This is a genomic window from Pseudomonas sp. FW305-3-2-15-C-LB1 (assembly GCF_058787615.1).
The window spans coordinates 776,130-793,337 of sequence record NZ_JBYSZX010000001.1; the positions used below are offsets into that span (position 1 = coordinate 776,130).

General features: G+C 61.6%; 15 protein-coding genes. 8 read left to right on the plus strand and 7 right to left on the minus strand.

What is annotated here, in order from left to right; translation table 11 throughout:
• Position 1: 1 nt before the first annotated feature.
• A complete protein-coding gene (locus tag AC3WP7_RS03565) occupies positions 2 to 1,150 on the minus strand; it encodes an efflux RND transporter periplasmic adaptor subunit (protein WP_058425202.1) in 1,149 nt (382 codons plus the stop codon).
• A 265-nt stretch (positions 1,151 to 1,415) separates the two neighbouring features.
• Here AC3WP7_RS03565 and AC3WP7_RS03570 point away from each other — a divergent pair, with 265 nt between their 5' ends.
• Positions 1,416 to 2,048 (plus strand): TetR family transcriptional regulator, encoded by a 633-nt coding sequence (locus tag AC3WP7_RS03570; RefSeq protein WP_071488878.1) that lies wholly within the window; start codon positions 1,416 to 1,418, stop codon positions 2,046 to 2,048.
• A gap of 276 nt (positions 2,049 to 2,324) precedes the next feature.
• Here AC3WP7_RS03570 and AC3WP7_RS03575 read toward each other — a convergent pair whose 3' ends face one another.
• The 4 genes from AC3WP7_RS03575 to AC3WP7_RS03590 all read right to left on the minus strand — a co-directional run bounded on the left by AC3WP7_RS03575 (position 2,325) and on the right by AC3WP7_RS03590 (position 8,244).
• Entirely contained in the window at positions 2,325 to 5,372 is a 3,048-nt protein-coding gene (locus tag AC3WP7_RS03575) for an autotransporter domain-containing protein (protein ID WP_158243793.1), read from the minus strand.
• Positions 5,373 to 5,651: 279 nt separating this feature from the next.
• On the minus strand, positions 5,652 to 6,707 hold the full coding sequence (locus tag AC3WP7_RS03580) for an alkene reductase (RefSeq protein WP_102593123.1): 1,056 nt from the start codon (positions 6,705 to 6,707) through the stop codon (positions 5,652 to 5,654).
• A 30-nt stretch (positions 6,708 to 6,737) separates the two neighbouring features.
• The gene (locus AC3WP7_RS03585) at positions 6,738 to 7,904 is read right to left on the minus strand and encodes an MFS transporter (protein ID WP_102593124.1); all 1,167 of its coding nucleotides are present in this window, start codon (positions 7,902 to 7,904) and stop codon (positions 6,738 to 6,740) included.
• A gap of 13 nt (positions 7,905 to 7,917) precedes the next feature.
• Entirely contained in the window at positions 7,918 to 8,244 is a 327-nt protein-coding gene (locus tag AC3WP7_RS03590; protein WP_016975101.1) for an ArsR/SmtB family transcription factor, read from the minus strand.
• A gap of 154 nt (positions 8,245 to 8,398) precedes the next feature.
• On the opposite strand from AC3WP7_RS03590, the gene AC3WP7_RS03595 reads away from it, so the two are divergent.
• Positions 8,399 to 8,977, plus strand: a complete 579-nt coding sequence (locus AC3WP7_RS03595) for an acyl carrier protein phosphodiesterase (RefSeq protein WP_093512125.1) — start codon at positions 8,399 to 8,401, stop codon at positions 8,975 to 8,977.
• Positions 8,978 to 9,096: 119 nt separating this feature from the next.
• Here AC3WP7_RS03595 and AC3WP7_RS03600 read toward each other — a convergent pair whose 3' ends face one another.
• A complete protein-coding gene (locus tag AC3WP7_RS03600; protein WP_071488882.1) occupies positions 9,097 to 9,888 on the minus strand; it encodes a lysophospholipid acyltransferase family protein in 792 nt (263 codons plus the stop codon).
• Positions 9,888 to 10,643 (minus strand): L-ornithine N(alpha)-acyltransferase, encoded by a 756-nt coding sequence (gene olsB, locus AC3WP7_RS03605; RefSeq protein WP_003172415.1) that lies wholly within the window; start codon positions 10,641 to 10,643, stop codon positions 9,888 to 9,890. The genes AC3WP7_RS03600 and olsB overlap by 1 nt, the downstream gene beginning before the upstream one ends.
• A 250-nt stretch (positions 10,644 to 10,893) precedes the next feature.
• On the opposite strand from olsB, the gene AC3WP7_RS03610 reads away from it, so the two are divergent.
• The 6 genes from AC3WP7_RS03610 to AC3WP7_RS03635 all read left to right on the plus strand — a co-directional run bounded on the left by AC3WP7_RS03610 (position 10,894) and on the right by AC3WP7_RS03635 (position 17,208).
• The gene (locus AC3WP7_RS03610) at positions 10,894 to 11,691 is read left to right on the plus strand and encodes a hypothetical protein (RefSeq protein ID WP_146012710.1); all 798 of its coding nucleotides are present in this window, start codon (positions 10,894 to 10,896) and stop codon (positions 11,689 to 11,691) included.
• A gap of 39 nt (positions 11,692 to 11,730) precedes the next feature.
• A complete protein-coding gene (locus tag AC3WP7_RS03615) occupies positions 11,731 to 12,804 on the plus strand; it encodes a serine hydrolase domain-containing protein (RefSeq protein ID WP_102593126.1) in 1,074 nt (357 codons plus the stop codon).
• Positions 12,801 to 13,115 (plus strand): amidase, encoded by a 315-nt coding sequence (locus tag AC3WP7_RS03620; protein ID WP_092241307.1) that lies wholly within the window; start codon positions 12,801 to 12,803, stop codon positions 13,113 to 13,115. Before AC3WP7_RS03615 ends, AC3WP7_RS03620 begins: the two co-directional genes overlap by 4 nt.
• 108 nt (positions 13,116 to 13,223) lie before the next feature.
• The gene (locus tag AC3WP7_RS03625; protein ID WP_092241308.1) at positions 13,224 to 14,399 is read left to right on the plus strand and encodes a M20 aminoacylase family protein; all 1,176 of its coding nucleotides are present in this window, start codon (positions 13,224 to 13,226) and stop codon (positions 14,397 to 14,399) included.
• Positions 14,400 to 14,458: 59 nt separating this feature from the next.
• Positions 14,459 to 15,769, plus strand: coding sequence for a citrate-proton symporter (locus tag AC3WP7_RS03630; RefSeq protein WP_102593127.1), 1,311 nt, complete (start codon positions 14,459 to 14,461; stop codon positions 15,767 to 15,769).
• A complete protein-coding gene (locus AC3WP7_RS03635) occupies positions 15,766 to 17,208 on the plus strand; it encodes an amidase (protein ID WP_093119224.1) in 1,443 nt (480 codons plus the stop codon). The genes AC3WP7_RS03630 and AC3WP7_RS03635 overlap by 4 nt, the downstream gene beginning before the upstream one ends.

Below are 17,208 nucleotides of genomic sequence, written 5' to 3' on the forward strand. Positions count from 1 at the left end.
GTTACTCCCCCTGGCCAGCAGCGGCGGCAGGAGCGGGAGCAGAACCGGCAGGCTTGGCGTTGTCGGCGTCCTTGACCTTGACTTCGATGCCCGGCTTGATGAATTGCAGGCCTTCGGTGATCACGCGGTCACCGGCGTCCAGGCCTTTTTCCACCAGCCAGTAGGCGCCGGCAGTGCGGTTGGCCACCAGTTGACGCTGCTCGACCTTGTTGTCCTTGTTCACCACCATGGCGGTCGGGATACCTTTGATATCACGGGTCACGCCTTGTTGCGGTGCCAGGATGGCCTTGCTGTTCACGCCTGCTTGCAACTGGGCGTGCACGAACATGCCCGGCAGCAGGGTGTGGTCAGGGTTGGGGAACACGGCGCGCAGGGTCACGGAGCCGGTGGTCTGGTCGACCGATACTTCGGAGAACTCCAGCTTGCCGTCCTGGCCATAGGCAGTGCCGTCTTCCAGGGTCAGCTTGACCTTGGCCGCGTTGGCGCCGGCTTTTTCCAGCTGGCCGCTTTCCAGGTCGCGGCGCAGTTTCAGCATTTCGGCCGAAGACTGCGTGACGTCGACGTAGATCGGGTCCAGTTGCTGGATGACGGCCATGGCATCGGCCTGGCCGTTGCTGACCAGCGCGCCTTCGGTTACCGAAGAACGGCCGATACGCCCGGAGATCGGCGCGAACACTTTGGTATAGCGCACGTTGATCTGGGCGGTTTGAACGTTGGCTTCCGCGGTCATGCGGTTGGCGACGGCGGTGTCGTATTCCTGACGGCTGACGGCCTGCTCATCGACCAACTGCTTGTAGCGGTCGGAGATGGACTTGGTCTGGGTCAGGCTGGCCTGTGCGCTTTTCAGGGTGGCGTCATACACCGACGGGTCGATCTGGTAGAGCTGTTGCCCTTCCTTCACGTCGCCACCTTCCTTGAACAGGCGCTTGAGAATGATGCCGTTGACCTGTGGGCGAACTTCCGCGATGCGGTAGGCGGTGGTGCGGCCTGGCAGCTCGGTCGTCAGGGTATAGGCTTGCGGTTGAATGGTGACCACGCCGACCTGAGGGGTTTGGGCGGGCGGAGCCGCTTCTTCCTTTTTACATCCGCTGAGCAGCGATGCCAGGGCGACGGCAGTGACCAGAGCGGTAACAGCTGGCTTAAGTTGCATGAAGATCCTCGGGTCAGGCGCGCAAGGTGCGCACAAGAAGTGTGGAAGGGTAAAAAACAAGCTGTGAGTAGATAAGTAGCTTGCTACGCAATATACTTACGTTCATGGTTGTTTGTAAACTCTTGACAGGCTTCGCGGAATGTTGACAAAGCAACGCCCAAAGCCTCGATTTTAGTACGTTCGGCGCCCATGACGGTGTCGTCCCACAATGATTCAGACGGTGGCCAACCACCACCCACCGTGTCCCGATTGAGGTTTTACTGCCATGGTTCGTCGCACCAAAGAGGAAGCTCAGGAAACGCGCAGCCAGATTCTCCAGGCCGCCGAGCAAGCCTTCTATGAACGTGGCGTTGCGCGGACCACGCTGGCGGATATCGCCGCGCTGGCCGGTGTGACGCGGGGCGCTATCTACTGGCATTTCAGCAATAAATCCGATTTGCTCCAGGCGCTGCTCGACACGCTGCATGAGCCGCTGGACGAGTTGGCCAGGGCCAGTGAAAGCGAGGATGAACTCGACCCGCTGGGCTGTATGCGCAAGTTGTTGATTCATTTGTTCCATCAAGTGGCCCTGGACCCGAAAACCCGGCGCATCAACGAGATCTTGTTCCATAAGTGCGAATTCACCGATGAAATGTGCGACATGCGTCGCCAGCGCCAGACCCACAGCCAGGAATGCAACCTGCGCATCGGCCTGACATTGCGTAATGCGGTCCATCGCGGGCAACTTCCGGAAAACCTCGATACCACCCGTGGCGCGGTGTGCATCCACGCCTACATCAACGGGCTGATCGGCCAGTGGCTGCTGGTACCCGACAGCTTCCAACTGCATCAGGAAGCCGAACGCTGGGTGGACGCCGGGCTGGACATGCTGCGCTGGAGCCCCAGCCTGCGCAATTGAGACAAAATGCGTAATTGCATCAGGTTGTGTCAACAGTAAAGCCCAAGGACTGTCAATCGTCCTTCTGCCTGATGGGTGGGGTGACTTTATATACGGGCTGGCGGGCGGTTGATAGGTAGCCGCCTAAGTATTTTGTAGCGATTTTGTTGCAGGGCTGTGAAGGAGTGTTTCCTAGGCCCCATGAAAAAGCCCCGGTTCCTGCGAGCCGGGGCTTTTTCGTTTCAGCATTTTGCGACGTTGACCGTGACCTGAGACTCTAGAGCGCAGTCGTGCTGCTTAAAAATTGAATGAGTACCGCGCAGTGATGTTTTGATCGCGCAAGCGTTCGCCCCGTTCCTGGCTCAAACGCAGCTCCAGCGAGCTGTCGCGGGTCAGGCTGGCGGTGGCGCCCAGTTCGAGGTGGGTGGTACGGCGATTGAGCGGCGCACCGCCCACTTGCAGATTTGCCCCGCCGGCCCAGGCTGCCTCGGTGGTGGGTTGCAGGTCGCCGCTGGCCAGGGTGTAGGCTGCGCCACCGTGCAGGCTCAGCCATGACGGGCCGATTTGCGTTTTGTCCAAGTCAATGTTGAACCGCATGCCACCGGTGGTCAGGTTGACGGTTTCTTTTGAGCCTTTGCCTTTGAGTGCGCTGACGCCACCGCGCTCACTGAAACCGTCACTGCGCTGGCGCACCTGAGCCAGTTGCACATACGGCTGCCAGTCCCAGGCACCTTGGTCGAAACGATAGTTGGCTTCTGTGAACAGTTGCAGGGTGCGGGCACTGTAGTCGGCCGAAAGGCGTTCGTTGATGCCGGGGAAGTTGACCCGCCGTCTGGTCTGAATCGCATGCTGGCCGTAGGCCGTGCCGGCATACAGCCCGAACGCGTCCCAGGCATGGCCCACGTGCAGGCCGATCTGGTAGCTGTCAATACTTGCCTTGCCTCGAGAGCCCGCTTTCACGTCTGTATTGTCACTGCCGAGCACCACGCCCATCCTCGTGCCTTGTTCCAAGGCGTGATCCACACCCACCAGCAGGGCGGTCGTGGTGTGCGCTGTTCGGGCTGTGTTGCCGTCGCCGCCGGCTGCGCCTGATTGACGAGGCAGTTGTACCCACGCGCTCGACCGTTGCGCCTGCGGCTCGCGACTGCGCATACCGGGCGTGCTGCGGGCCCGATCCAAGGCCGCGTCGCGCACGATACGGCTGTTGTCGATCAACACCGCCTGGCTGCTGGCATGCAATTCGCCGCTGAGTTGATCCAGGGCGTGCGGCGCTTGCTCAGCAAACAGCGCAGTGAGGCGCTGAGGCAAGGGCCCGGATATCGCCTCACGGTCAGCGGCATCCGCCACGGCACGCTGGTTTGCCGTGTTGGCGGCCGACGCCAGTGAGCGGCCACGCCCGACATCGACCCACAGGTTGTTGGCGTCCAGTAGTTGGTTGAAGCTGAGGAAGGGTGAAAGTGTGCTGTGATCAATTGACGTAAACCCACCGTTCACACCGTTGTCGGCATACAGGATGGTATAGCGCTGGCCCAAGGGCAGGGCGCCGTCCTGGCGCACCATGCGCAGCGTGCCGCCGTCGACTCGGGCTTGGCCGGTCACGCTTAGCGCCGGTTGCTCTGGGTTCGCGTGGGACAAGGCAACCAGCGTCGAGCCGGTGACTTGTTGATAATCACCATTGATGTTCAAGGCCTGGCGATCACTACCTGGCATGATCGTGCCTTCAACCCGAGTGCTGGCCAGCGTGCCGGCACCCATTAGCGTGCCTTTTGCGCCGACCAGCGTATTGGCACCGGTTTGGCTGCCGTTGATCTGGGCAAGACCCGCGCTGACGTTAAGGTCAGTGTTGTGCAGAGTGCCGTTGAGGATGAGCGCGCCGCCTTCTACCTTGACGTCACTGCTCAAGCGATTGACGCCGTCCAGCTCCAGAATACCCTGCGTGAGCGTAGCCCCGGCAAAGCTGTTTTCACCGCTCAGACGCAACCAGCCCACACCGGACTTGCCAAGACGGCCAGGGCCGCCGATGTCGTTACGCCAATCGTCCCAGGCGCTGCCTTGCCAGACTTTTGTACCACCAGCGTAACGGTCCATATTCACGTCGGTGTCGACCCGCAACTGGCCGGGGCCATCGATGGCTTTTTTCAGGTTCATCAAGCCCCAGCCGTACACGTCGTCGACACCGGGCGCGCCCAGGTCGGTGGCGGTGGTGAGCAACACGTCACGGATTTGTGGGTTGTCTAGGTAGGGGAAACGCTCTATCAGCAGGGCGAGGCCGCCGCTGACCTGCGGGGCGGCGAACGAGGTACCGGTACCCTCTGCGTAATCAAAGTCTGGGCGATCTCCTGTGACTTTCAGTTCGTTTGGTTTGCCATCTGCTCCGTAGCTCAATGTTGTCTGTATGTCACCGCTGACTGTCGTGGAGGTGATGTCTGTGCCGGGGGCAGCCAGGCACCACTCTTTGCTGAATCCACAACGATTGGAGCTGAGATCCAGAGTGAGGTCCTGACGCAGATTGACCACACTCAGCCAGTACCGCTCCAATTCCGGCAGTATCCTCGGCAGGCTGGCCTCGGTGCTGGCAAGCGGCGCGTTCTCAGGTGATACGTTCGCAATATTGGTATTGCCCGCTGCCCAGATTTGCAGGATTCCAAAGTCCCTGGAACCCTGGCCGAGATCGTTACCAGCGTTGTATACCTGAGCCAGCTCTTCATCAAGTTCAGCTTCAGTCAGCGGCGAACCTGAGCTCCAGCTGTGGTTGACAACCCTTGCATTCTGTTCGCGTAGTTGCGCATAGGCAGCGTGTATCTGGGCGGATTGCACCTCACGTCCGCCCAGGAACTCTCCCCCGACATAGAATAGATTCATGGTTAGCCGTATTGCGCTCAAATCACTTGCGTAGGCCACACCGTGCGTGCCGTTGCCGTCTCGATTGGCAACCATCGTTCCAGCCACATGAGTGCCGTGGTCTTCGTATCTGACAGCACTGTCCAAGTACAGGACTTGAGCGCGATCGCCTTCGGTAAAATAGCAACCATCACCAATGCGAGAGGCCGTCTCGCTGGTACAGCCTCGCTCGGAAAGGCGTAAGCCGTAATGCTCTTTCCCCGAAAACTCGCCATGGCGCAAGTCGGTTCCGGTGTCAAAAACACCCAAGCGCACGCCGCTGCCACTTAACCCACGGGCGTAAGCATAGTCCGCCCCAATCGCGCCGAGTCCCCAGTTCAGCTTGAACTCATCGCTGCGCCAACTGGCGGCGTCATTCAGGCGGCCCTGTTCGGCATAAGCCTGAGCTTGAATCGGCATCAACGACACAATTGCCAGCATGGCCAGGATGTTGGCTACGCTCAAGGCTGGTGACGGCTTTTTTGTCTTTTGTGAAGCAGGAGGGCGACTTTTTATATTCAGCATCCGCAGCGAACCTTCATTTAATTACGAGGCGGATGCCAGTCTGAATAATGAAGTGCGCGCTGCGTGTAAGTCAGATCCGCGTGTGCGGGGATATGTTCGATATTACCTGTCTGAAGAAGGCGCAAGGCCGTTGGAGAGTTGTGTATACGAGGCTGCACGCAGGGTGGAGTAAGAGTGCCACGGCATTGAAGCCGTGACTCTCTCAAACAGCGGATTACATCAGAGCGCCAGCGTCGGGTAGTCGATGTAGCCGACCGGGCCTTTGGCATAGAAGGTTTCCGGATGCGCTTCGTTCAGCGGTGCATCGGCTTTCAAGCGCGCCGGCAGGTCCGGGTTGGCAATGAATGGCACACCGAAGGCCACCGCATCCGCCTTGCCCGAGGCCAGCCAGGCATTGGCGCTGTCCTTGGTGAAGCGCTCGTTGGCGATGTAGGTGCCGCCAAAGGCTTTCTTCAGTTGTGGGCCAAGGCTGTCCGCACCTTCTTTCTCACGGGAGCAGATAAACGCGATGCCACGCTTGCCCAGTTCGCTGGCAACGTAGGTAAAGGTTTCCGCCAGGTTGTCATCGCCCATGTCATGGGAGTCGGCGCGTGGTGCCAGGTGCACACCCACGCGGCCAGCGCCCCAGACTTCGATGGCGGCGTCGGTCACTTCCAGCAGCAGGCGTGCACGATTTTCCAGGGAGCCGCCGTACTGGTCGGTGCGCTTGTTGGTGCTGCTTTGCAGGAACTGGTCGAGCAGGTAACCGTTGGCGCCGTGGATTTCCACGCCGTCGAAGCCCGCGGCCTTGGCGTTCTCGGCACCGGTGCGGTAGGCATCGACGATGTCGGCGATTTCCGCGGTTTCCAGGGCGCGTGGGGTCGGGTAGTCCGCCAGTGGACGCACCAGGCTGACGTGGCCTTTAGGCTGGATCGCGCTCGGGGCTACCGGGCTTTCGCCGTTCAGGTACGACTCATGGGAGATACGGCCCACGTGCCACAGTTGCAGGAAGATCTTGCCGCCCGCGCCGTGCACGGCCTTGGTCACGTTGGCCCAGCCGCGCACCTGGTCGTTGGACCAGATGCCTGGGGTGTCCGGGTAGCCCACGCCCATCGGCGTCACGGAAGTAGCTTCGCTGAGGATCAGCCCGGCGGAAGCGCGTTGCACGTAGTACTCGGCCATCAGCGCGTTGGGCACGCGACCTTCATCGGCACGGCAGCGGGTCAGCGGCGCCATGATGATGCGGTTCGACAGTTCCAGGTCGCCCAGTTTGATCGGATCGAAAATAGTCGTCATGGGATAACACCTTTCTCTTTAAGTGGTTGATCAGTGAGTCGCGGGGGCCAGGTCGGCATCGCCGCCCTGACGGAAAGTAATCAGCGTCACCAGCAGCGCGAGAATCGCCAGGGCCGCTGCGGCCAAGGGCACGCTGGTCAGGCCGAAACCGTGGGCGATCACACTGCCGCCTACCCAGGCACCCAGGGCGTTGCCGATGTTGAACGCGCCGATGTTCAGGGTGGACACCAGGTTCGGTGCGGCCTTGCCGAAGGTCACCACGTTGATCTGCAACGCAGGCACGGCGGCAAACGAGGCGGTGGCCCACAGGAACAGGGTGATTTCGGTGGGGATCACGGCGACGCTGGTCCAGGTCAGTGCCGTGGAAACCACCGCCATGCTGATGAACACGCCGATCAGAGTGGCCGCCAGGCGCTTGTCCGCCAGCTTGCCGCCGATGATGTTACCCACGGTGAGGCCCAGGCCGATCAGCAGCAGGGTCCAGGTCACGCCCTTGGGCGACACGCCGGTGACATCGCCGAGCAGCGGCGCGACGTAGGTGAATAGGGTGAACATGGACGCGGCAAACAGCGCGGTCATGCTCAGCGACAGCCAGATGCCGGCGCCCTTGAGGGCGGCGAGTTCGGCGCGCATGTCGAGTTTTTCTTCATCACGCCTGGTCGGCAGGAAGCGGATCAGGCCGATCAACGCCACCACCCCAATCACCGTCACCGCCCAGAAGGTCGAGCGCCAGCCGGCTGCCTGGCCCAGCGCGGTGCCCAGCGGCACGCCGAGCACATTGGCCAGGGTCAGGCCGGTGAACATCAGGGCCACGGCCGAAGCACGCTTGTTGGCCGGCACCAGGTTGGCCGCCACCACTGAACCAATCCCGAAGAACGCCCCGTGGCACAGCGCGGTGACCACACGGGCGAACATCAGCACGTTGTAGTCGCTGGCCAGGGCGCAGAGCAGGTTGCCGATAATGAAGATGCCCATCAACGCTACCAGCGCCGCCTTGCGTGGCAATTTGGCGGTGGCCAATGCCATGAAGGGCGCGCCGATGGCCACGCCCAGGGCGTAACCGGTGACCAGCCAGCCGGCGCCGGGAATCGACACACCCAGGTCCGTCGCCACATCGGGCAACAAGCCCATGATGACGAACTCGGTGGTGCCGATGGCGAAGGCGCTGAGGGCCAGTATGAGGAGCGAGAGGGGCATTGGCGTTTCCTTGTTACAACGCGGCGCTGTCGTGCGCGCTGAGTTCGGTGGTGAGCGCCGCGAGGAAGGCCTGGATGGTGTCCTCGTTGCGTTTGAAAAAGTGCCACTGGCCGGCCTTCTGGCTGCTGATCAACCCGGCGCGTTGCAGGGTGGCCAGGTGGGCCGATACCGTCGACTGGGACAAGCCGCAGCGCTGGTCGATCTGCCCGGCGCAGATGCCGTATTCGTGGTTGTGCAGTTGCTCGGGGAATTGCACTTTCGGGTCTTTCAGCCAGGTGAGGATGTCTCGTCGTACTGGGTGTGCCAGGGCTTTTATTATTTCGTCGAGGTCGATGGACATGGCAGGTGCTCGGTTGCGTACAGCGTTATATCGCGATGAGGCGAACTTTAAATCGGTCTATCCCGATATACCAATATGATTTTGGTCTGAGCCTAGGCTCATTCGGTATATCGGGTTATAACGATACGTTGACGGCAGTGGTAGACTGCGCGCCATGAATTATCTCGCACATCTGCACCTGGGCGGCCAACTTCCTGCGCAACTGCTGGGCAGCCTCTATGGCGACTTTGTCAAAGGCCGCCTGCAGGGCCAGTTCAGCCCCCAAATCGAATCGGCGATCCAGCTGCATCGTTCCATCGACCGCTTCACCGACAGCCACCCTCTGGTGGGGGAGGCGTTGTCACGCTTCAGCCTGACCCGCAGGCGTTATGCCGGAATCGTCCTCGATGTGTTTTTCGACCACTGCCTGGCGCGGGATTGGGCGCTGTATGCCGACCAGCCACTGGAACACTTCACCTCGCAGGTGTACCGCGTGCTTGCCGCCGAACCGCAATTGCCGGGGCGACTGGCGCAGATTGCGCCGTATATGGCGGCGGATGATTGGCTGGGTTCGTACCGAGAGTTTGCGGTGATGGATCAGGTGTTGCGGGGGATTTCGCGGCGGCTGACACAACCTGAGGAACTGGGGCATGCCATGCACGAGTTGCGAGAGTTGTACGAGCCGCTGAGTGAAGATTTCCGACGGTTCTACCCCGAGCTGCAAGCATTCGCACAGATCCAACTGACACGGTAAAGCTGAATGTGGGAGGGGGCTTGCCCCCGATAGCAATGGTTCAGTCAAAGCATGCAGTGACTGACACACCCCAATCGGGGGCAAGCCCCCTCCCACATTTGAACGGTGTTCACTTGAGTTCAGGCAGCGAATGCTGGTCGAGCATCCACATGTTCCGCTTCCGGCACCGGCCCGAACAACGCCTTCTGCACTGCCTGCTGCGCTTGATACGCCAGCGCCGCACGTTCCTGCCCGGCACAGGCAATCGGCGTGAGCACATGGATTTCCACATCGCCCTGGTCATTGGCAAACAAGCGCATCAAGTGCGAGAGCAAATCATCGTCGCCAATAAAGGGTGCCAGCGGGTCCACTTGCCCATCACGCAGGTAACGGATCGCCACGGGTTGCAGCGACACATCCGCATCGATCGCACTGGCCAGCAGGCGCCCGTGGAACGTACGCAGGCTGCGCCCATCGGTGGTGGTGCCTTCCGGGAACATCAACAGCGGGTGCTGTTGCTCCAGGTGGCGGGTCATCTGCTTGCGGATCAACTGGCTGTCGCCCGAACCCCGGCGGATAAACAAGCTGCCAGCCTTGGCCGCCAACCAGCCCGCCACCGGCCAGGTGCGCACTTCGGCCTTGGACAGGAATGACATCGGCGCCACGGCACCGAGCAGCGGAATATCGGTCCAGGACACGTGATTGCTCACCCATAGCATCGGCTGCGTTGGCAATTCGCCGTGCACCGTCACGCGAAAGGGCAGGGCGTTGGTCAGGCGCGCCATGAAAAACCGCGACCAACGCTGGCGCCGCACCATCGAATTGGCGATCCCCAAGCGCTCGAACACCCCAAACACACTGGCCATGCTCAGGCCCAGCGCCACCACCACCAGCACGCGGGCAATGCGCCCGTAAACCCGCAGGCGGCTCATCACATTGCAGCCTTGAAGTGGCGCGCGTAACGCGGGCACAGTTCATCGCGCTTGAGCAGGATGAACACGTCGGCCACCTGGAAATCTTCATCCCAGCACGGCTCGCCGCAGATCTTCGCACCCAGGCGCATGTAAGCCTTGAGCAACGGCGGCATCTCGGCGATCACGTTGGACGGCAAGTCCAGCGCCGGCAGCGGTTTTTTCGGTTCGGCGCGCAGGTGTTCGTTGCACAGGTAGCGTTCGCGCAGGCGCTGCATGATCGCGTGGGCCTGGATGCCGCCGTCGTGCATCGGGATGCTCGCGCAACCCATCAGGTAGCTGTAGCCGCCCTGGTTGAGCACTTCGGCCAATTCGCCCCACAACACCGCGATGGTGCCGCCGTTGCGGTAAGCGGGGTCGACGCAGGTGCGGCCGATCTCCAGGATCGGGCCTTGCAGGTGCAGCAGGCCATGCAGGCTGAATTCTTCTTCGCTGTAGAACCGGCCCAGGGTGCTGGCCGCCTGATGGTCCAGCAAACGGGTGGTGGCCACCAGTCGACCGCTGTTCAAGTCCCGCACACCGATGTGGCTGCAGTGAACATCATAGTCATCCATGTCCAGGCCCAGTTCCGCGCCTTTCAGCTTGGCGTTGAACTCGCCGCTGAACACGTTGAACCGCAGGGCCTGGGCTTCCTGCAACGCCTGCGCGCCAACCAGGCGTTCGGCTTGCAGACGGCGTTCATTGCCGGTGTCGCTGATGCGGGCGATCTGAGTCATGGCGAATCTCCGAGTGCCAGCCACCTTTCGGCCGGTCGACTTGTTTGTCCAAAGTCAGGCTATGTAGGCTCGGTGTCATCTCCATGAAGTTATGGTGACGCTTGGATGACAGCGCCTTGCAAGCCGCAGGGCAGAAGACCGCGGGAACCCAATGAGGGGTATTGGTCACCCAGTGGCCGGGTTTGAAGGCAGTTGGGCCTTCAAGCTGTCAGGAGCTTCAGACAGGCTCCGCTTTTCAGAGCGCTCACCTATGCCAAATCCCGTTGCTACGCAGTTTCCCCCGCGTCCTGACACGACACCATCGGCCTTCCCGCCGACTTCCTTTTCAGTCCCTGCGCCTCTGGAAGGGCATACCGGCACACGGGTTAAAGATGGTCGTACCTATGGCGAAAAGATGAGTCAAAAGCCCAATGTTTCGGGAGAGAAACTATTTGACTACAAACCTGCGGCGTCCACCGGTGGAGGGAAAGTCGGAAATATCTGGGGCGATTTCAGTCAGTGGAACAAAGCAAATTGCTCGACTGTTGCGGCGATCAAGGCGGTGATGATGCAATTTGGCAAGCGTCCTACGGACGTATTCAAATCGGTGCGTGAAACGGCCGATGGCTACCATGTCACGCTGAGAAACGGGGAATCGACGTTCTTGACGAAGGACGAATTGAAACAGGCCGCAGCTGTTGCGCAGCTTAAAGGCGAAGATCCGATGACGGTGTTGTATGCCAATTTCATGTTCGCGGTCAGCGCCAAACGGTATCAGGAGTCTGGCCCGGCGAGCTTTACCGAGGCGATGCACGTGCTGAATAGCGGCGGCCGCCTTGAATATACATTCAGGCGGCTAGGTGTTTGGGACGAGGTGGAGGCTGTGCCGCCTGAGCAGTTGGCCCAGGGTCGGATGGGCGTCTTTGAATCAAACGGTCACGCCGCTTTGGTGTTTAAGGGGCGAGAGGAGCGTTGGGGCAAGCGGGGAGGGCCTTCACCAACAAAGGTTATTGACGTGGCGTATGCCTTCAAGAACAGAGCGGTGTCTTCAAACGGTCATTGGCATTGACTAGCCTCCCGGGTTTGATCGTTCCTTGAGTCTGCGTCCATGGTCAGAGGCCTGTTGTATGTTGCCCTGCTGTTTGTCACTGTTGCCACCCATGCCGAAACCTGGCCTGACAAGGACTGGCTCAAGGCCACGCCGCTCGAAGGCCCTGCTGTCGATGCCCTAAATGCCTACGCGTTCCCGCCGCGTGACGACACCACCCGCAAAGGCATCCGCACCGATGCGCTGTTGGTGATCCGCGATGGTGTGATCCTCTATGAGCGCTACGCCGCGCCCACCACCGCCAGCACCCCGCACCTGACCTGGTCGGTCAGCAAAAGCCTGATGGCCACGGTGCTCGGCGTGGCCTACGGCGAGAACCGCTTCAAACTCTCCGATCCCGCCGCGCGCTTTTACCCGCCGATGAAACAACACCCCAAGGTGACCATGGCCGACCTGCTGAACTGGGCCTCGGGCCTGGACTGGCAGGAAGACTACGAATACGCCCCGCTGAAATCGTCAGTGGTGGCGATGCTCTACACCCGTGGTCGCAGTGACATGGCCGACTTTGCCGCTGACACCGACGCGACGGCTGAGCCGGGCCAGGTGTTCCGTTATTCGAGCGGCGACACCAATATCCTGTCCGCCACCCTCAAGGGCATGCTCGGCCACAAGGCCTATATGAGTTACCCGTGGGATGCGCTGTTCAAGCCGCTGGGTATTCACAACGCCACCTGGGAAACCGACGCCGACGAAACCTTCGTCGCCTCGTCCTACGCCTACCTCACCGCCCGCGACCTGGCACGGGTCGGCCTGCTGATGGCGCGGGACGGGCGTTGGGGCGATCAACAACTGCTGCCCAAAGACTGGGTCGCCTTCAATCGCCAGCCCTTCGACAAATACAAGGTCGGCCAGGATGAAGCCGTCCCGGGTGGGCATTGGTGGCTCAATACCGGCGCGTCGAGACCCTGGCCTGACGCCCCCGCCGACACCTTCGCCGCCCTCGGCCACTGGGGCCAGGCGTTATACGTGATGCCCGATGAACACCTGGTGATCGTGCGCTACGGCGATGACCGCGACGGCAGCTATCGCCATAACGAACTGCTCAAGCGCGTGCTGGCGGCGGTGCAACCATGATTCGTCGTCGGCCGTTTACCAGCCTGTTGCTGTTGCTGTTGCTCGCCTTGCTGGGGTGGGGCTGGCACGAACGCGTCAACCTGCAAGCCTTCCCCGACATCATCGCGGCGTATACGGCCAAGGAATACTGTTCGTGCCGGTATGTGCAGAACAATCCGGCAGCGTATTGCCGGGGGTATGTGAAGCAGTACGTGCCGACCAGTGCGTTCAGTGATAACCCGGAGCGCAGTGAGGTAGCGGCGAGCGGGTTGGGGCGCACGCACACGGCGAGGTGGCTGGGCGACCGCCAGGGGTGTCGCCTGGAGCCCTGAGGTTCCACAGGGTGGAACCACCTTTGATTGTCCTCATGCGCACTTCGCGGTTATCTGGCGATGTGCAGCAAACAAGAACGGGAACACCCGCCTGTGAGGAGAATCACCATGCGCCCACACCAGCACATCCTGGATTGGCTCAGCGACGTTGCCGGCGACTTGCGCGCCGTGCGCCACGACATTCACGCCCATCCTGAACTCGGTTTCGAAGAGAACCGCACCTCGGCCCTCGTGGCGCAGTGCCTGAGGGAATGGGGCTATGAGGTGCACACCGGCATCGGCAAGACCGGCGTGGTGGGCGTGCTGCGCAATGGCAGCAGCTCGCGCACCCTGGGCATCCGCGCTGACATGGATGCGTTGCCCATCATCGAAACTACCGGCGCGGCCTACACCAGCCAGCACGCCGGTTGCATGCATGCCTGCGGGCATGACGGCCACACCACCATGCTGCTTGGCGCCGCGCGTTACCTGGCGGCGACGCGGCAATTCGACGGCACGTTGAACCTGATTTTCCAGCCTGCCGAAGAGGGCCAGGGTGGTGCCGAAGCCATGTTGGCCGATGGTTTGCTGGAGCGCTTCCCCTGCGATGGATTGTTTGGCATGCACAACATGCCGGGGCTGCCGGCGGGGCATCTGGGGTTGCGCGTCGGGCCGATGATGGCGTCGCAGGACTTGCTCACGGTGACCCTCGAAGGCGTTGGCGGCCATGGCTCCATGCCACATCTGACGGTGGACCCGTTGGTAGCGGCGGCGAGCCTGGTCATGGCGTTGCAGACGGTGGTGGCGCGCAATATCGACACTCAGGAAGCGGCCGTGGTCACGGTGGGCGCGCTGCAAGCGGGCCAGGCAGCCAATGTGATTCCCCAAGAGGCGCTGTTGCGTCTGAGCCTGCGCGCGCTCAACCCCAAGGTGCGCGAACAGATGCTGGAGCGCGTGCTCGCCATCATCCACACCCAGGCTGCCAGCTTTGGCTGCACGGCGCAGATCGAACACCGCCCGGCCTATCCTGTGCTGGTCAATCACGCCGAAGAAACCGAGTTCGCTCGCCAGGTTGGCGTCGCCTTGCTAGGCGCCGATGCGGTGGACGGCAACACCCGCACGCTGATGGGCAGCGAAGACTTCGCCTGGATGCTGCAACGCTGCCCCGGCAGCTATCTGTTCATCGGCAATGGCGTGTCGCGGCCGATGGTGCATAACCCCGCCTATGACTTCAACGACGATATCCTGCTGACGGGTGCCGCCTATTGGGGCGCGCTGGCCGAGAGCTGGCTCAAGCCTGTCTGACGATCTTCTTTTTCTGCCGCTGGACCCTTTCCCTCGATCGGTTGAATGGAGTGTTCCTCATGCAGACTGCAAAACCAGGTGTGTCCCGCACCCGCCAAGTGGTGGCGGCCGTAATCGGCAATGCGCTGGAATGGTATGACTTCATTGTCTACGGCTTTCTGGCGAGCATCATTGCCCGGCAGTTTTTTCCTTCGGATGACGAGTACGCGTCGCTGTTGATGGCCTTGGCCACTTTTGGCGTGGGCTTTTTCATGCGCCCGGTGGGGGGCATCCTGCTGGGGATCTATTCCGACCGCAAAGGCCGCAAGGCCGCGATGCAGTTGATTATCCGGCTGATGACCGTGTCCATCGCATTGATCGCGTTCGCGCCCAATTACGCCGCCATCGGCATGGGCGCGCCGTTGTTGATCGTGGTGGCACGCATGCTTCAAGGGTTTGCCACCGGCGGTGAATACGCGAGCGCAACGGCGTTTCTGGTGGAAAGCGCTCCGGCCCATCGCAAGGGCTTATATGGCTCCTGGCAATTGGTGGGGCAATGCCTGGCCGTGTTCGGCGGCGCAGCGATGGTGGCGGCGGTCACGCATTTCTTTTCGCCGCAAACCCTCGACCTGTGGGGGTGGCGCTTGCCGTTCGTGTTCGGTTTGCTGATTGGCCCGGTGGGCCTGTGGATTCGTCGGCACATGGAAGATCCAGAGGAGTTCATCGAGGCACGCAAACAGGCGAGCGGCCCGGCGCCGAGCCTGGTGCAGGTGGTGCGCGAGCACAGACGCAGCATCCTCGTCTCCATGGGCCTGGCCTGTGGTGCGACGGTGTCGTTCTATGTGGTGCTGGTGAACATGCCGACCTTCGCCCACAAAAGCCTTGGTCTGCCACTGGACCAAGTATTGATGGTGCAGATGTTTGCGGTGGCGCTGATGACCGTGGTGATTCCACTGTCCGGGCTGCTCTCGGATCGCCTGGGGCGGCGGCCGGTGTTGATGGCATTCACCCTCGCATTCTTCGTCATGGTTTATCCGCTGTACGTGTGGGTCGCCGCCGCACCGTCCATCGAGCGGCTGCTGGCGATGCAGGTGCTGCTGTGCACAGCCATCGGTGGTTTTTTCGGGCCGGCACCGACGGCATTGGCCGAGCAGTTTCCCATCGAAGTTCGCTCGACCGGTGTATCGGTCGCCTATAACGTGGCGGTCATGGTGTTCGGCGGTTTCGCACCGTTGATCGTCACGTGGCTGACCAAAGTGCTGGGCACGCCCGTCGCGCCATCCTTCTATGTCTTGTTCGCTTGCGTGCTGACGCTGCTGGGCACTTACTGCATGCATGAGGCACTGCGGGCCAAGCGACCACTGCCGTTTTCCAAAGAGGTGAAGCCTTGAGTATTGTTGATTGGGATGCCACCGAACTGTCGCGGGCAATCCACGCGCGACAAGTGTCGTGCGTAGAGGTGGTGCAGGCCTATCTGGCGCAGATTCAGCGCTTCAATCCGAGGGTGAATGCGCTGGTGTCGCTGCGCGATGCCGATGACGTGTTGGCCGAGGCGCGGGAACGTGATCGCGAGTTGGACCAGGGCCAGTCACGTGGCTGGATGCACGGCATGCCCCAGGCGATCAAGGATCTGGCGGCTACCAAAGGCTTGCGTACGACGCTGGGTTCGCCCTTGTTCGCCGAGCACGTGCCCACTGAAGACGCCATCAGCGTGGCTCGGGTGCGTGCCAGTGGCGCGATCATCATCGGCAAGAGCAACGTGCCGGAGTTCGGCCTGGGTTCGCAGACCTACAACACGCTGTTCGGCACCACTGTCAATGCCTACGACCCCAGCCTGGTAGCCGGCGGTAGCAGCGGCGGGGCGGCCGTGGCCGTGGCGCTGCGCATGCTGCCGGTGGCCGATGGCAGCGACATGATGGGCTCGCTGCGCAACCCGGCGGCGTTCAACAATGTGTTTGGCTTGCGTCCGTCACAAGGCCGCGTACCTCACGGGCCTATGCCTGAAGTGTTCGTGCAACAGTTGGGCACCGAAGGCCCGATGGGCCGCAGCGTGACGGATGTAGCGCGGTTGCTGGGTATCCAGGCGGGTTATGACCCTCGGGTGCCATTGTCGTCCAAGGACGATCCGACGGTGTTCAGCCAGCCCTTGCAGCGTGATTTCAAGGGCGCACGCCTGGGTTGGCTGGGGGATTACAACGGCTACCTGCCGATGGACGACGGTGTGCTGAGCCTGTGCGAATCAGCCCTCGATGATTTCATCGCGTTGGGGTGCACGGTGGAAAGCTGTCAGCCGGACTTTTCCATGGCGCGGCTGTGGCGCAGCTGGTTGGTGCATCGCCACTGGCTGGTGCACGGCAACCTCGGCGCGGCCTACGCCAACCCTCAGAAACGTGCGCGGCTCAAGCCCGAAGCGCAATGGGAAGTCGAGGGCGGCCTGAATCTGACGGCCCAGCAGGTGTACCAGGCGTCGGTGGACCGCAGCGCGTGGTATCGCGCCCTCGCCAAACTGTTCGAGCACTACGATTTCCTGCTGTTACCGACTGCCCAAGTGTTCCCTTTCGAGGCACAACAACCCTGGCCGCGCCACGTTGGCGGGCGTGAGATGGACACCTATCACCGCTGGATGGAAGTGGTAATCGGCCCGACCCTGGCGGGGCTGCCGAGCATGAGCATCCCGGTGGGCTTCAACCCCCAGGGCCTGCCCATGGGCATGCAGATCATCGGCCCGGCCCAGGCGGATCGGGCGGTGTTGCAATTGGCCTATGCTCATGAACAGCTGACGCAATGGGTGCAGCGTCGACCGCCGACGTGCCTTGAATCGACGGGTTGA

Excerpts from the sequence above, each read along its gene's own strand:
- AC3WP7_RS03580 (WP_102593123.1), bottom strand. The coding sequence starts at position 6,707 with ATGACGACTATTTTCGATCCGATCAAACTGGGCGACCTGGAACTGTCG.
- AC3WP7_RS03630 (WP_102593127.1), top strand. The coding sequence starts at position 14,459 with ATGCAGACTGCAAAACCAGGTGTGTCCCGCACCCGCCAAGTGGTGGCG.
- AC3WP7_RS03615 (WP_102593126.1), top strand. The coding sequence starts at position 11,731 with ATGGTCAGAGGCCTGTTGTATGTTGCCCTGCTGTTTGTCACTGTTGCC.
- AC3WP7_RS03595 (WP_093512125.1), top strand. The coding sequence starts at position 8,399 with ATGAATTATCTCGCACATCTGCACCTGGGCGGCCAACTTCCTGCGCAA.
- AC3WP7_RS03570 (WP_071488878.1), top strand. The coding sequence starts at position 1,416 with ATGGTTCGTCGCACCAAAGAGGAAGCTCAGGAAACGCGCAGCCAGATT.
- AC3WP7_RS03610 (WP_146012710.1), top strand. The coding sequence starts at position 10,894 with ATGCCAAATCCCGTTGCTACGCAGTTTCCCCCGCGTCCTGACACGACA.
- AC3WP7_RS03565 (WP_058425202.1), bottom strand. The coding sequence starts at position 1,150 with ATGCAACTTAAGCCAGCTGTTACCGCTCTGGTCACTGCCGTCGCCCTG.
- AC3WP7_RS03600 (WP_071488882.1), bottom strand. The coding sequence starts at position 9,888 with ATGAGCCGCCTGCGGGTTTACGGGCGCATTGCCCGCGTGCTGGTGGTG.
- AC3WP7_RS03585 (WP_102593124.1), bottom strand. The coding sequence starts at position 7,904 with ATGCCCCTCTCGCTCCTCATACTGGCCCTCAGCGCCTTCGCCATCGGC.
- olsB (WP_003172415.1), bottom strand. The coding sequence starts at position 10,643 with ATGACTCAGATCGCCCGCATCAGCGACACCGGCAATGAACGCCGTCTG.
- AC3WP7_RS03625 (WP_092241308.1), top strand. The coding sequence starts at position 13,224 with ATGCGCCCACACCAGCACATCCTGGATTGGCTCAGCGACGTTGCCGGC.
- AC3WP7_RS03620 (WP_092241307.1), top strand. The coding sequence starts at position 12,801 with ATGATTCGTCGTCGGCCGTTTACCAGCCTGTTGCTGTTGCTGTTGCTC.
- AC3WP7_RS03590 (WP_016975101.1), bottom strand. The coding sequence starts at position 8,244 with ATGTCCATCGACCTCGACGAAATAATAAAAGCCCTGGCACACCCAGTA.